The sequence below is a fragment of the Nocardia sp. NPDC004711 genome (genome assembly GCF_053601595.1).
Window position 1 is genome coordinate 1 of the sequence record NZ_JBSGCB010000028.1, and the last position, 13,370, is coordinate 13,370.

Annotated in this window: 12 protein-coding genes and 1 rRNA gene; 11 read left to right on the plus strand and 2 right to left on the minus strand. The window is 69.5% G+C overall.

Features of this window, described 5'->3' with window-relative positions:
- Positions 1-82, plus strand: a 5S ribosomal RNA gene (gene rrf / locus ACWEKS_RS27065); the annotation flags it as partial.
- A 159-nt stretch (positions 83-241) separates the two neighbouring features.
- Here the strand turns inward: rrf and ACWEKS_RS27070 are convergent.
- Positions 242-1,315 carry a hypothetical protein gene (locus ACWEKS_RS27070; protein ID WP_452342667.1) on the minus strand — a complete coding sequence of 358 codons (1,074 nt, stop codon included), beginning with the start codon at positions 1,313-1,315 and terminating at the stop codon, positions 242-244.
- A 159-nt stretch (positions 1,316-1,474) separates the two neighbouring features.
- Here ACWEKS_RS27070 and ACWEKS_RS27075 point away from each other — a divergent pair, with 159 nt between their 5' ends.
- The 6 genes from ACWEKS_RS27075 to recN all read left to right on the plus strand — a co-directional run bounded on the left by ACWEKS_RS27075 (position 1,475) and on the right by recN (position 7,798).
- Positions 1,475-2,299: a hypothetical protein gene (locus ACWEKS_RS27075; protein ID WP_452342668.1), complete on the plus strand. Its 825-nt coding sequence runs from the start codon at positions 1,475-1,477 to the stop codon at positions 2,297-2,299.
- 93 nt (positions 2,300-2,392) lie between these two features.
- Complete coding sequence (locus tag ACWEKS_RS27080) at positions 2,393-3,295, plus strand: HAD-IIA family hydrolase (RefSeq protein ID WP_452342669.1); 903 nt, start codon at positions 2,393-2,395, stop codon at positions 3,293-3,295.
- A 659-nt stretch (positions 3,296-3,954) separates the two neighbouring features.
- Positions 3,955-4,185, plus strand: coding sequence for a hypothetical protein (locus ACWEKS_RS27085; protein WP_452342670.1), 231 nt, complete (start codon positions 3,955-3,957; stop codon positions 4,183-4,185).
- A gap of 1 nt (position 4,186) precedes the next feature.
- Positions 4,187-5,077 carry a TlyA family RNA methyltransferase gene (locus ACWEKS_RS27090; RefSeq protein WP_452342671.1) on the plus strand — a complete coding sequence of 297 codons (891 nt, stop codon included), beginning with the start codon at positions 4,187-4,189 and terminating at the stop codon, positions 5,075-5,077.
- Positions 5,074-6,039: an NAD kinase gene (locus tag ACWEKS_RS27095; protein WP_364624179.1), complete on the plus strand. Its 966-nt coding sequence runs from the start codon at positions 5,074-5,076 to the stop codon at positions 6,037-6,039. The genes ACWEKS_RS27090 and ACWEKS_RS27095 overlap by 4 nt, the downstream gene beginning before the upstream one ends.
- Positions 6,017-7,798, plus strand: a complete 1,782-nt coding sequence (gene recN / locus ACWEKS_RS27100) for a DNA repair protein RecN (RefSeq protein WP_452342672.1) — start codon at positions 6,017-6,019, stop codon at positions 7,796-7,798. Before ACWEKS_RS27095 ends, recN begins: the two co-directional genes overlap by 23 nt.
- A gap of 98 nt (positions 7,799-7,896) precedes the next feature.
- Here the strand turns inward: recN and ACWEKS_RS27105 are convergent, their stop codons facing one another.
- Complete coding sequence (locus tag ACWEKS_RS27105) at positions 7,897-8,316, minus strand: SRPBCC family protein (RefSeq protein ID WP_354844850.1); 420 nt, start codon at positions 8,314-8,316, stop codon at positions 7,897-7,899.
- Positions 8,317-8,578: 262 nt separating this feature from the next.
- Here ACWEKS_RS27105 and steA point away from each other — a divergent pair, with 262 nt between their 5' ends.
- From steA to ACWEKS_RS27125, 4 genes are all read left to right on the plus strand, one after another.
- Positions 8,579-9,790 (plus strand): putative cytokinetic ring protein SteA, encoded by a 1,212-nt coding sequence (gene steA / locus ACWEKS_RS27110; protein WP_452342673.1) that lies wholly within the window; start codon positions 8,579-8,581, stop codon positions 9,788-9,790.
- 7 nt (positions 9,791-9,797) lie between these two features.
- Positions 9,798-10,718 carry a copper transporter gene (locus ACWEKS_RS27115; protein ID WP_452342674.1) on the plus strand — a complete coding sequence of 307 codons (921 nt, stop codon included), beginning with the start codon at positions 9,798-9,800 and terminating at the stop codon, positions 10,716-10,718.
- Positions 10,719-10,870: 152 nt separating this feature from the next.
- Positions 10,871-12,598, plus strand: a complete 1,728-nt coding sequence (locus ACWEKS_RS27120) for a CTP synthase (RefSeq protein WP_452342675.1) — start codon at positions 10,871-10,873, stop codon at positions 12,596-12,598.
- A 95-nt stretch (positions 12,599-12,693) separates the two neighbouring features.
- The gene (locus ACWEKS_RS27125) at positions 12,694-13,347 is read left to right on the plus strand and encodes an NUDIX domain-containing protein (protein ID WP_452342676.1); all 654 of its coding nucleotides are present in this window, start codon (positions 12,694-12,696) and stop codon (positions 13,345-13,347) included.
- Positions 13,348-13,370 lie beyond the last annotated feature (23 nt).

The following is a 13,370-nucleotide window of genomic DNA, read 5'->3' on the forward strand; positions in this document are numbered from 1 at the left end:
CATTCCGAACCCGGAAGCTAAGGCCACCTGCGCCGATGGTACTGCACTCGACAGGGTGTGGGAGAGTAGGACACCGCCGGAACATCCTTCGCGAAAGGGGACCCTCACCGGGTCCCCTTTCGGCGTTTGACCACCCGGTGCCGCGTTGACGCTCGAGAGCGGCGTGATTGAATTCATGGGTAGGTGGGATCGCCCACCGGCCCTCCTCACGCGCTCCAGCGCCGTGGCCGGGTACCGCAGGCTACAAGAACAGAGAGGGATCACCGTGGCGGAGCAGAACGACGGCCGCAAACCCTTCCGCCGTAATAGTGGTGGGACCGGACAGGGCGGCTATGGCCGGCGCGACGAAGGCGAACGCCACGACCAGGGACGGTCGTCGGGCGGACCGCGCCGCGAGCGCGATGGCGGCCGTGAGGGCGGATTCAACCGCAGCGGTGGCGGATTCAACCGCGGTCGTGACAATGAGCGTGGCGGCTACCGCTCCGAGGGCGACCGCGATCGCGGCGGCTATCGGGGCGAGGGCGGCGGCCGCGGCGGGTCCGAGCGCGAAGGTGGCCGGGGCGGCTACAGCCGTGAGGGCGGATTCAACCGCGGTGAGCGTCGCGAGGGCGGTTTCCAGCGCGGCGGTGATCGTCGTGAGGGCGGCTTCGACCGTGGTGATCGTCGTGAAGGCGGGTTCAACCGCGAGCGTCGTGAGGGTGGCTTCGATCGCGGCGGTGAGCGTCGCGAGGGCGGTTTCAACCGTGGTGACCGTCGTGAAGGCGGTTTCCAGCGTGGCGAGCGCCGTGAGGGCGGTTTCAACCGAGGCGGCGATCGTGACGGTGGCTTCAATCGCGGCGAGCGCCGCGAGGGTGGCTTCAACCGTGGCGATCGTGACGGTGGCTTCAGCCGTGGTGACCGTCGTGAAGGTGGCTCCTACCGTGGTGACCGTCGCGAAGGTGGCTTCGACCGTGGCGAGCGTCGTGAGGGCGGTTTCCAGCGCAGCGGTGAGCGTCGTGAAGGCGGATTCAACCGCGAGCGTCGTGAGGGTGGCTTCGATCGCGGTGATCGTCGTGAGGGCGGCTTCAACCGGGGTGACCGTCGCGAAGGTGGCTTCAACCGTGGTGAGCGCCGTGAGGGCGGCTTCAACCAGGGAGACCGTCGTGAGGGCGGCTTCAACCGGGGCGAGCGTCGTGGAGGTGGCTTCGATCGCGGTGACCGTCGTGAAGGCGGGTTCAACCGTGGTGGGGGACGGGGATTCGACCGGGACCGCGGGGAGCGGGAGGAGCGGAAGGGCTTCGCGCGCAACGGGTTCGCGGATGAGCGTCCGGAACACTCGGGGGCGGGACAGGATGTCGAGCGGGCCGGAAGCGGCTCGAGCGAGAGGTCGTTCGAGGGCGAGCGTCGCCGTGGTGGCGAAGGCGCGCGGGTCAGCGGCGGCCGGCCGGGGGAGCGGCGTTCGGGTCGTCCCGATGAACCGAACCTGCCGGACGACGTGCAGGCCTCCGATCTCGAGCCGGCGGTGCGGCGCGATCTGCTGAGCCTGGACAAGGGCAATGCCGAGTCGGTGGCGCGGCACCTGGTCATGGTGGCGCAGCTGCTGGACGAGGATCCGGAACTGGCACTGGAGCACGCGCGCGCTGCCCGGCAGCGGGCCGGCCGCATCGCGGTGGTGCGCGAGACCGCCGGTGTCGCGGCCTATCACGCGGGTGAATGGGCCGAGGCGCTGTCGGAGCTGCGGACCGCGCGCCGCATGTCCGGCGGCGCGGGTCTGCTGGCCGTCATGGCCGACTGCGAGCGTGGTCTGGGCCGTCCCGAGCGCGCCATCGAGCTGGGCCGCAGCGACGAGGCCCGGGCCCTGCAGGGCGACGAGGCCACCGAGCTGCGCATCGTGGTCGCCGGCGCCCGGATGGATCTGGGGCAGTTCGACCAGGCCGTCGTCACCCTGCAGACCGCCGAGCTGGACCCGGCGCGCACCGGTTCCGCGGCCGCGCGCCTGTTCTACGCCTACGCCGAGGCCCTGCTGGCCGCCGGTCGCGAGGACGAAGCGCTGACCTGGTTCATGAACGCCGCCTCCGCCGACCTGGACGGCGAGACCGACGCCGAGGACCGCGCCGCCGAACTCTCCGGCGACGGTGACGGCGGCGCGGACTGGACCGCGGCGTTCGACGAAGACGAGGACGACGACGAGGCCGAGGACGACGCGGATTCCGCTGCGGCGGAGGAGGATTCCGACGCCGCCGACACCGCTGCCGAGTCGGAGCCGACCGGGAAAGCCGCGGATGGCTCCGGCAAGCCCGCGGACGACTCCGAGAACTGAGGACCGGCAAGTGATTTCGACCGTGCGGCCGCGCAACAGCGCAGCCGCACGGTCGTTTTTGTTTCTGTGAAGAGTGACGAGAGGGACGGCGTAATGCGACTGCGGGATCGGTTCGAGGCATTGCTGTTGGATCTGGACGGAACGCTGTTCCGCGGCCACGAGCCGATTCCGGGTGCGTCGGAAGCACTTTCGGCGGGCGATCCGGAACAGCGCCTGATGTATGTCACCAACAATGCGAGCCGCTCGGCCGACGCGGTGGCCTTCCACCTGCGGGAGCTCGGATTCGACGCCCACGAGGACGAAGTGGTGACCAGCGCGCAGGCGGCCGCGCGTGTGCTGGCGCAGCGGATCCCGCCGGGGTCGACGGTGCTGGTGGTCGGCACCGATGACCTGATGGCCGAGGTGGAGAACGTCGGCCTGCAGGCGGTCCGCCGCTTCGACGGCCTCGTGCCGAGCGCCGTGGTGCAGGGCCATTCGATGCAGACGGCATGGGCGGATCTGGCCGAGGCCGCCTACGCGCTGCGGGCGGGGGCGCTGTGGGTGGCCGCCAATACCGATGCCACGCTTCCCACCGAGCGCGGCCTGGCTCCCGGCAACGGCTCGATGGTCGCGGCGCTGCGGCAGGCGTCGGGCCTGGAGCCGATCGTGGCGGGCAAGCCGTACGCGCCGCTGATGGAGGATGCGCTCGAGCGGGCCGGTACCCGCGACGCCCTGGTGGTCGGCGACCGCCTCGACACCGATATCGACGGCGCGCACGCCACCGGCCTGGCGTCGCTGATGGTGCTGACCGGCGTGAGCACGCTCGAGGATCTGGGCACCCAGCCCTCGGATCGCATGCCGACCTACATCGCCGAATCCCTCGACGCGCTGAATCACCCTGTCGCCGACCTCGATCCGGTCGTTCCGGGCGTCGGAGACATCGCGAAGGAGATCGCGGCCCGTCTGGACGCGGCCCCGGGCCGCGCCATCCGGATCTCCTCGACGCCTCGCGGGTAATCCAGGACTTGCCGCGGGCCTGGATCAGGTCGCGTCGTCGGAGGAGTTGCCCACGGTGACCTCGGCGGCCGACAGGTCCGTGGTGAACGCGCGGACTCCTCGAACTTCACGACGGTGTTGTACGCCGCCTTCCGACCATGACGCGGAAAGTCCCACGGATGCTGCCGGGCTCGAGGGTGACCTCTTGCCCGGCGATGCGGAAGGCGACGACGGAGAAGTTCGCGGTGTGCGGCTCCGCGCCTTCTCCGGCGCTGTCGTCGATCGGACTGCAGCCCAGCGTTCGGCGACCTCGACAACTCATTATTGTGAAGTCTCACAATGGTCTTCACGCCTCGAACGGTCGCGCGATGGCGGCTGGTGGCCAGGTCGAAGTGTCGGCACGAAGGTCGGGGCCTCGGCGATCGGCTTTCTCGACGTCTCTGTCCATTTGCCTCGCCCTGTCGACTGCACACGAGCGGTTTTCCAGGAAATCCGGGAGAGCGGGGTGGGGCGACGCGGACGGGGCCGGTCGGCGGGGAGATCGGTAGGCGGTGGGGTACGTGTGTTCGAATGCGGGTTCGGGTAGCGTTGTCGCCACGATGACTATGCCCACGCCTCGCCCGCAGTTTCCCGCGCCGGGATCCCCTATCGGGACGCCGGGGCCCCGTCCGGGGGCGCCGTTGCCCGGGCAGCATCTGCCGGGTGCGAATCAGGAGTTCGCCGACCCGGAGCGGGTCAAGGCGGAGGTGGCCGCGCTGCTGGCCGAATTGTCGGCGGGCGCACCGAATCCGGGCTTCCCGGGCGCGCCGAGTATGCACTCGGAGGGCACCGATATCGTGCGGCGGGCCAAGATTCTGGAGCAGGCGCACGAGGTGCTGGTGCAGGCACTGGCCACGGTGGACAAGATCTGAGGTGGCCAGGCGCGCGCGGGTGGACGCGGAACTGGTTCGCCGCGGATTGGCGCGGTCGCGGGAACACGCGGTCGAGCTGATCAACGCGGGCCGCGTCCTGATCAATGGGTCGGTCGCCACCAAGGCGGCGACGGGAGTCGAGGCGGGCACGCCGCTGCTGGTGCGGGAGGAACCCGACGAGGTGCAGTGGGCCTCGCGCGGCGCGCACAAACTGCTGGGCGCGCTCGAGGCGTTCGAGCCGCAGGGCGTGTCGGTCGAGGGCAAGCGGTGCCTGGACGCGGGTGCGTCCACCGGCGGATTCACCGATGTGTTGCTGTCGCGTGGAGCCAAGGAGGTGGTGGCCGCCGATGTCGGGTACGGCCAGCTGATCTGGCGGCTGCAGAACGATGACCGCGTCCGCGTGCACGACCGCACCAATGTGCGGCAGCTGGCGCCCGAACTCATCGGCGGCACAGTCGAATTGGTGGTCGCCGACCTGTCGTTCATCTCTCTCGGCCTGGTGCTGCCCGCACTGGCCGCCTGCTGTGTGCCGGGCGCGGATCTGCTGCCCATGGTGAAGCCGCAGTTCGAGGTGGGTAAGGATTGCGTGGGATCCGGTGGTGTGGTGCGGGATCCGGCCCTGCGCGCCGAGGTGGTGCGCGAAGTCGCCGCCGCGGCAGCGAAACTCGGGCTGCGTACGCGTGGCGTGACGGCCAGTCCGCTGCCCGGTCCGTCCGGGAATGTCGAGTATTTCCTCTGGTTGCGCAAGGAGACCGGCGCGCCGGCGCGTCCGGAGACCGAGCCCGCTGCGACCGGTGACGGCGCGGACGTCGGTGGGGGCGCATACGATGCAGACGAGGCGGCGCGTGTGGCGGCGCTGATCGAGCGTGCGGTGCAGGAGGGTCCACAGTGAACGCGGCTAGCCCGGCCAGGGAGGTTCTGCTGGTCGCGCACCCGGGACGGCCGGAGATCACCGATACCGCGCACCGGGTCGCGAAGATCCTGTGCGGGGCCGGGATGGGGCTGCGCGTGCTCGAGGACGAGGCGTACAGCACCCGGTTCGACATCGACGACGAGGGCGCGGCCGACGGGTACCCGGTGCGGGTGATGGCACACGATCTCGACGCGGCGGTCGGCACCGAGATGGTGCTGGCGCTCGGCGGTGACGGGACGTTCCTGCGGGCGGCCGAACTCGCCCGCAGTGCCTCGGTGCCGGTGCTCGGAATCAATCTGGGGCGCATCGGTTTTCTCACCGAGGCCGAGGCCGAGCATCTGGACGAGGCGCTGTCCCAGGTGGTGCGGCGCGACTACACCGTCGAGGAGCGGATGACCATCGACGTCACCGTGCGCGTCGACGATGTGGTGGTGGAGCGCGGCTGGGCGTTGAACGAGGCCAGCATCGAGAACGCGGCGCGCATGGGCGTGCTGGAGGTGGTGCTGGAGGTGGACGGCCGGCCGGTGTCGGCCTTCGGCTGCGACGGTGTGCTGATCGCCACGCCGACCGGGTCCACCGCCTACGCCTTCTCGGCGGGCGGGCCGGTGGTGTGGCCGGAACTCGAAGCGCTGCTGGTGATCCCGTCCAATGCGCATGCCCTGTTCGCGCGGCCCCTGGTGACCAGCCCGAATTCGCTGATCGCGGTGGAAACCGTTGCGACGGGCCATGATGCGATCGTTTTCCTCGACGGCCGACGCACCCTCGCACTGCCGCGGGGCGGCCGGGTCGAGACGGTCCGCGGGACCGACCCGGTGCGGTGGGTTCGGCTCGACTCCGCGCCGTTCGCCGATCGGATGGTGCGCAAATTCCAGTTGCCCGTGACAGGCTGGCGTGGCCGACGGCGAACGGAGAGCACGAGTGCTGACAGAGATCAGGATTGACGGGCTGGGCGTAATTTCCACCGCCACCGCACAATTCCACGAGGGTTTGACCGTTTTGACCGGTGAGACCGGTGCGGGCAAGACCATGGTGGTGACGAGCCTGCACTTGCTCAGCGGCGCCCGCGCCGACGCGGGGCGGGTGCGCCTCGGGGCGTCGCGGGCCGTGGTGGAGGGCCGTTTCACCGTGGACGAGGTGCACGATGGCGCCCTCGGCGAGGTCGAGCAGGTGCTGGAATCCACCGGCGCCGAACGCGATGACGACGGCAGCATCATCGCCGTCCGCACGGTCGGGTCCGATGGCCGCTCCCGCGCCCACCTGGGTGGCCGCAGCGTGCCGGCCGCGGTGCTCGCGGACTTCACCACCCCGCTGCTCACCGTGCACGGGCAGAACGATCAGCTGCGGCTGCAGCGGCCCGACCAGCAGTTGCACGCGCTGGACCAGTTCGCCTCCGACGCGGTGGCGCCGCTGCTGGCCAAGTACCAGAAGGCTCGAAAGGCCTGGCTGGACAAGCGCAATCAGCTGCTCGAGCGGACCGCGCGCAGCCGGGAGCTGGCCCTGGAAGCCGACCATCTGACGCAGTCGCTGGCCGAGATCGACGCCGTCGCACCGGAACCCGGCGAGGACGACCATCTGGTGGCCGAGGTGCGCCGGCTGTCGGATCTGGATTCGCTGCGCGAGGCCGCCTCCACCGCGCACGACGCGCTGGCCGGTCCGGCCGATTCACCGGGTGAGGACGCGGGCGCCCTGGATCTGCTGGGCACCGCGCGCGCCCGCATCGAAGCCTCCGACGATCCGATCCTGACCGCGCTGGCTCCCCGTCTGGGCGAGGCGATTTCGGTGGTGGTGGATCTGACCACCGAGCTCAGCTCCTACCTGTCGGACCTGCCGGCCGATCCGGGCGCGCTGGAGTCCATGCTGACCCGCCAGGCCGAGCTGAAGACACTGACCCGCAAGTACGCGCCGGATATCGACGGGGTCATCAAGTGGGCCGAGGAGGCGCGCACGCGCCTGGCCTCGCTGGACGTGTCGGAGGAGGCGCTGGCGGCGCTGGCCGCGGATGTCGAGACCGCGGCCGAGAAGGTGCGCGAAACGGCCAAGAAGCTGACCGCGGCCCGCAGCAAGGCCGCGGGGAAGCTGGCGTCGGCGGTGAGCACCGAACTGGGTGGTCTGGCCATGGGTCGTGCCCGGCTCGAGGTCGGCGTCGGTCCCGTCCTTGCGGGCGTACAGGATTCGGCCCCGCTGGTCATCGACGGCACCGAACTGCACGCCGGCTCGACCGGCGTGGACGAGGTGGAATTCCGCCTGGCCGCCCACTCCGGCGCGCACCCGCTGCCGCTGAGCAAGAGCGCCTCCGGCGGTGAGCTCTCCCGCATCATGCTCGCCCTGGAGGTGGTTCTGGCCAGCTCCGAACATGGCACCACCATGGTCTTCGACGAGGTCGATGCCGGTGTCGGCGGCCGCGCCGCCGTCGAGATCGGCCGCCGCCTGGCCCGGCTGGCCCGCACCCACCAGGTCATCGTCGTCACCCACCTGCCGCAGGTGGCCGCCTTCGCCGACACCCACCTGGTGGTCGACAAGCTCGACGACGGCAAGGCCGTCAAATCCGGCGTCAAAGCCCTCACCCAGGACGAACGCGTCATCGAACTCGCCCGCATGCTGGCGGGCATGGGCGATACCGAAACCGGCCGCGCCCACGCCTGGGAACTCCTCACCACCGCCGACGCCGAGAAGGTCGGCGCCGCCGTCTCGGGCGAGTAACCGGGCACCGAGACAGAAGAACCGGCCCGGGCCCGCGAAGGGTCCGGCCGGTTCTGTCCCTGCCGCCGCGCCGACTCCGAAAGCGCGGTGGCCGAGCGTTACTTGATCGCCTTGCGCACTCCGCCGATGAGGGCGTTGGTGAGGGCGCGGAGGCCGGGCTCGAGGATCTGGGCGGGGACGGGAAGGCTGGGCTCGGATTCCATGGTGTAGACGACCCGGGTGCCGCCCGGCGCATCGGAGAAGCTGATGGTGCCGACGTGCCGCTTGACCGGGGCGCCCGCGATGACGCGGTAGACCATGCGCTCATTGGGGACGAGCTCGGTGGTCTCCTCGGTCGGGCCGATGCCGGCCAGGCCCAGGTGGTACTGCGCGCCGACGCCGGACGGGCTCCCGATGCCCGGCTTCTTCAGTGAGATCTGAATGGGCAGAAAGGCATTGAGGCTGTCGCGCTCGGTGAAGAGCTTGTAGACGACCTCACGCGGGGCGGGTAGGACGGTATCAACGGTGGTGCTGGCCATGTCCGGAGCATAGCCTTACCGGTCGGTAAGAAGGAAGGTGCGACGGGCGCGGCACCCGGGTCGGGCGTATGGAGGGCGACCACTGATTTCGTACCGGTTGGGGTAACTCGTCGGGTACGCCCGGAATCGGTTCGGCACCAACCGCAGGCACGGATGCATGGCCGACGACGGCGCTTGGCCGGCCGCAAAAGGTCGCGGGGAGGCGGGGGAGTCCGGCGCGCCTCCATCAAAGGTTGAGACTTTGCCGTAATCATCGATCGTTATGAAGATGCTGGCCCTGTTGTCGCGTAATACCGAAACGCTTCCGGGTCTGACCGGGATGGCCCGGGTGGACCGCAACACCAGGCGTTTGCTCCAGCGCGTGGGGCCTGGCGACGTGGTGGTGCTCGATGAGATGGACCTGGATCGGCTCACCGCCGACCGGCTCGTCGAAGCCCAGGTGGCGGTGGTGGTGAACGCCTCGCCGTCGATCTCCGGGCGATATCCGAACCTCGGTCCGGAAGTGCTGGTGGCCAATGGCATCCAGTTGCTGGACGCGGTCAGCTCGGATGTCTTCAAGAAGATCAAGGACGGCGCCAAGGTTCGCGTCGAGGGTGGCGTCGTCTACGCGGACAAACTGGCGAAGAAGGAACCCGAGGTACTCGTCGAGAGTATCGAGCTCACCGAGCTCACCATCGCCGAGCGCATGATCGAGGCGCGCAACGGGCTGGCCGACCATCTGGAAGCCTTCTCCGGCAACACCATCGAGTTCATCCGCACCGAATCCTCCTTGCTCATCGACGGAATCGGCGTGCCGGAAGTCGAAGTCGACATGAAGAAGCGGCATGTCGTGGTGGTGGCCGACGGTCCCGAGCACATCGACGACCTCAAGCGCATCAAGCCGTTCATCAAGGAGTACGCGCCGATCCTGATCGGCGTCGGCCGGGGTGCGGACACCCTGACCCGCCACGGCTACCGGCCCGACCTCATCGTCGGTGACCCGGAGGAGATCACCGCGAACACGCTGAAGTCCGGCGCGGAGGTGATCCTGCCCGCCGATACCGACGGCCACGCCAAGGGTTTGGAGCGCATCCAGGATCTGGGCATCGGCGCGACCACCTTCCCGTCCTCGGGCGCGCCCGCGGATCTGGCGCTGTTGCTGGCGGATCACCACGGTGCGTCGCTGATCGTCACCGTCGGTGCGGCGGCCTCGCTGGACGACTTCTTCGACCGCGGCCGGCGCGATTCTAATCCGGCCACCTTCCTGACCCGCCTCAAAATGGGCACCAAGCTCATGGACGCGAAAGCCGTTGCCTCGCTGTACCGCCACGGGGGCTCCGGCTGGGCGGTCGCGCTGGTGGTGCTCGCGGCGCTGGTTGCCCTGGTGGTCGCGTTGCTGGCCACCCACATGGGCGTTGAGGCGCTGACCTGGACCGCCGACACCTGGCATCGCGGATCGCACTGGGTGCAGGGCCTATTCGACCGGCACATCTAGGGGACCGATGATTTCCATTCGCCACCACGCGATTTCGATCGCCGCGGTATTCCTGGCCCTGGCGGTCGGCGTGGTGCTGGGCACCCGCACACAAGGCAATGGGTTGTTTCCCGGCACGGGCGACCGGCAGCAGATCGACGATCTGCGTGCCGAGAACGGGCGTTTGAACGAACAGGTGAAGGCGGCCGACGCCTTCCTGTCGGGTTCGGCGGGCAAGCTGCTGGCGGGCGCGCTGGCCAACCGGTCGGTCCTCGTCTTCACCACCCCCGACGCCGACAGCGGCGACGCCGATGCCGTCACCACGGCCCTCACCACCGCGGGCGCCGCGGTCACCGGCCGGATCGGCCTGACCGGCGCGTTCGCCGACTCCTCCGAGGGCGACCGACTGCGCACCGCGCTGCTGAACGTGGTCCCCGCGGGCGCGCAACTGAAGGTCGACGCCGTGGATCAGGGCAGCCTCGCGGGCGATCTGCTCGGCCAGGCGCTGCTCGACGATCCGGTCAGCGGGCAGGCGCGCGGCACCCCGCAGGAGCGCGGCCTGGCTCTCGAGACACTGCGCGGCGGCGGCTTCCTGACCTTCGCCGAGGTGCAGCCCGCCCAGCTGGCCGTGGTGGTCACCGGCGACGGGGCGCGGGCCGACGAGAACAATCGCGGCACCATCATCGCCAGGTTCGCCGGGGGTCTGCGGTCCCACAGTGCGGGGGTGGTGCTGGCGGGTCGCTACGGGGCCGCCGAGGGGCCCGGGGCGATCGCCGTGACACGGTCCGAGGGTGGGCTGTCGACCGTCACGACCGTCGACAATGTCGATCGTGAGATCGGGCGGATCACCACGGTGCTCGGACTCACCGAGCAGTTGAACGGCGGTACCGGCCGTTACGGCACGGGTGAGAAGGCGACCTCGCTCACAGTCGCGGCCATGCCGCACTGAGACGATCCCCCGGCCGCACGTCGGAAAGCCCCGGCCACGCCGATGCCGACATGGGGAAGACTTCCCTCGACACGCAGAATCGAGCCAATCGCGGGCAACCAACATGCGCGGCATGCGATCGGCGTCGCCGATCCGTGTTACCGTGAAGTCCCGTGGGTCAATCACGGATTCCGGCGCGCGCGGCCACGAAACACATCTTCGTCAGCGGTGGCGTCGCCTCTTCACTCGGTAAGGGTCTGACCGCCTCCAGCCTCGGTCAGCTGCTCACTTCACGCGGACTCCGCGTCACGATGCAGAAGCTGGATCCGTACCTGAATGTCGATCCCGGCACCATGAACCCCTTCCAGCACGGTGAGGTGTTCGTGACCGAGGACGGCGCGGAGACGGACCTCGATGTCGGCCACTACGAACGGTTCCTGGATCGCGATCTGTCCGGGGACGCCAATGTCACCACCGGCCAGGTGTACTCGAAGGTGATCGCCAAGGAGCGCCGGGGTGAGTACCTCGGTGACACCGTGCAGGTGATCCCGCACATCACCGATGAGATCAAGAGTCGCATTCTCGCCATGACGGGACCGGACCTGCACGGGCAGGCGCCGGATGTGGTGATCACCGAAATCGGTGGCACCGTGGGCGATATCGAGTCGCAGCCGTTCCTCGAGGCGGCGCGGCAGATTCGCCACGAGGTGGGTCGCGACAACTGCTTCTTCCTGCACGTCACGCTGGTGCCCTACCTGGGTCCCTCGGGCGAGCTCAAGACCAAGCCGACCCAGCACTCGGTGGCGGCGCTGCGCAATATCGGTATCCAGCCCGACGCGCTCATCCTGCGCTGCGACCGCGAGGTGCCGCAGCCGCTGAAGAACAAGATCGCGCTCATGTGCGACGTGGATGTGGACGCCTGCATCTCGACGCCGGACGCGCCGTCGATCTACGACATTCCGAAGGTGCTGCACCGGGAAGGCTTGGACGCCTACGTCGTTCGCAAGCTGGGGCTGCCCTTCCGCGACGTCGACTGGACGGTCTGGGGCGATCTGCTGGACCGCGTGCACAACCCGCGCGAAGCGGTCACCGTCGCGCTGGTCGGCAAGTACGTGGACCTGCCCGACGCCTACCTGTCGGTCACCGAGGCGCTGCGCGCGGGCGGTTTCGCCTCGCGGGCCAAGGTGAACATCCGCTGGGTGCAGTCCGACGAGTGCGAGACCGAGGCGGGTGCGCGCTCGCACCTGGCCGACGTGGACGCCATCCTGATCCCGGGCGGCTTCGGCATTCGCGGCATCGAGGGCAAGGTGGGCGCCATCCACTACGCCCGCGAGCACAAGATTCCGCTGCTGGGCCTGTGCCTGGGTCTGCAGTGCGTGGTCATCGAGGCGGCGCGCTCGGTGGGCATGAAGGACGCCAACTCGGCGGAATTCGAGCCCAACACCAAGTACCCGGTCATCTCGACCATGGCCGACCAGGAGCAGATCGTGGCCGGCGAGGCCGATCTGGGCGGCACCATGCGGCTCGGCGCGTACCCGGCTGTGCTGCAGCAGGATTCGCTGGTGGCGCGGGCGTACGGCGAGACCGAGGTCTCCGAGCGGCACCGGCACCGGTACGAGGTCAACAACACCTTCCGCGACAAGATCGCCAAGAGCGGCCTGAAGTTCAGCGGCACCTCCCCGAACGGCCACCTGGTCGAGTTCGTGGAGTACTCGCAGGACAAGCACCCGTTCCTGGTCGCCACCCAGGCGCACCCGGAGCTCAAGTCCCGTCCGACGCGCCCGCACCCGCTGTTCGCGGCGCTGATCTCGGCGGCGCTGGAATACAAGGCCGCCGAACGGCTTCCGGTGGAGATTCCCGACGAGGTACCCGCCTCGGAGGCCGAGAAGGTCTCCAAGTGATCCCCGCCTGACCGGGATTCCACGGCCCGCCCGAGCATTCGACGAGTGCTCGGGCGGTTTCGTATCCGCCGGGGTATCCGCGCTACGGTTCTGGAATGACCTCCTCGGAACCGGTCCCCGGCACACACGATTTCGATGTCCTGTCCAGTCGCACGGTGTACTCGGGCGCGATCCTGGCGCTGCGGTTGGACCAGGTGGTCATGCCCGGCGGCAAGGTCGCCGAGCGGGAGGTGATCGAGCACCACGCGGCGGTCGCCGTGGCGGCGCTGGACGACGACGACAATCTGGTGCTGGTGAATCAGTATCGGCATCCGATCGGGCGGCGGCTGCTGGAACTGCCGGCCGGACTGCTGGACAAGGCGGGCGAGGATCCCCTCGAAGCCGCCCGGCGAGAGCTGGCCGAAGAGACCGGGCTGGCCGCACGGGAGTGGTCGGTGCTGGTCGATGTGGCGCTCTCGCCCGGGTTCACCGATGAGGCGCTGCGGGTGTATCTGGCGACCGGGCTCTGCGAGATCGACCGGCCGGACCCGGAAATGGAGGAGGCCGACCTCCAGATCCTGCGGATGCCGTTGACGGAGGCCGTACAGGCCGCGCTGGCGGGCGACATCACCAATGCCACCGCGGTGGCCGGGGTGACCGCGCTGATGACGGCCCGGTCCAGCGGGGCTCGGCTGCGGCCCGCCGACGCGCCCTGGCCGGGGATGCCCACCGCGTTCCTGGATCGCAAGGCGCGGGAGGCATCGCAGTAGATCCCGATTGGGAAGGCAATAGG